At 34.2% G+C, this 269-nt stretch carries 1 pseudogene; it reads left to right on the forward strand.

Annotated features, from left to right (window positions below):
- Nucleotides 1-262, forward strand: a pseudogene (locus V6U76_RS05560) (IS982 family transposase); the annotation flags it as partial.
- Nucleotides 263-269 lie beyond the last annotated feature (7 nt).

Here is a 269-nt window from a genome sequence, read left to right on the forward strand (position 1 = left end):
TCAAGAAGATCTCTTTGAAGAACTCTTCGATAGAGGCCTAAAACTAAAGTTAAAAAAGGTATAAAAAATTTGTTGATATCTATGAAAGAGAAGGTTTTACTGAGGAAAGATCGATTGACAGTTTTTGGTTGCCTGAAAAGCAAATTTGAACTTAAGGTATAGATCTCCGATAAATTCTCTGGTCCACATCTTTTCTACTCTCGCTTCATATTCCATGCAGTCACAAAAGCCCTCTATTTCCAAGGTTTACTTTACAACGTAATCCATAA

This window comes from Wolbachia endosymbiont of Pentidionis agamae (genome assembly GCF_036711655.1).
Lineage (GTDB): Bacteria > Pseudomonadota > Alphaproteobacteria > Rickettsiales > Anaplasmataceae > JAZHPY01.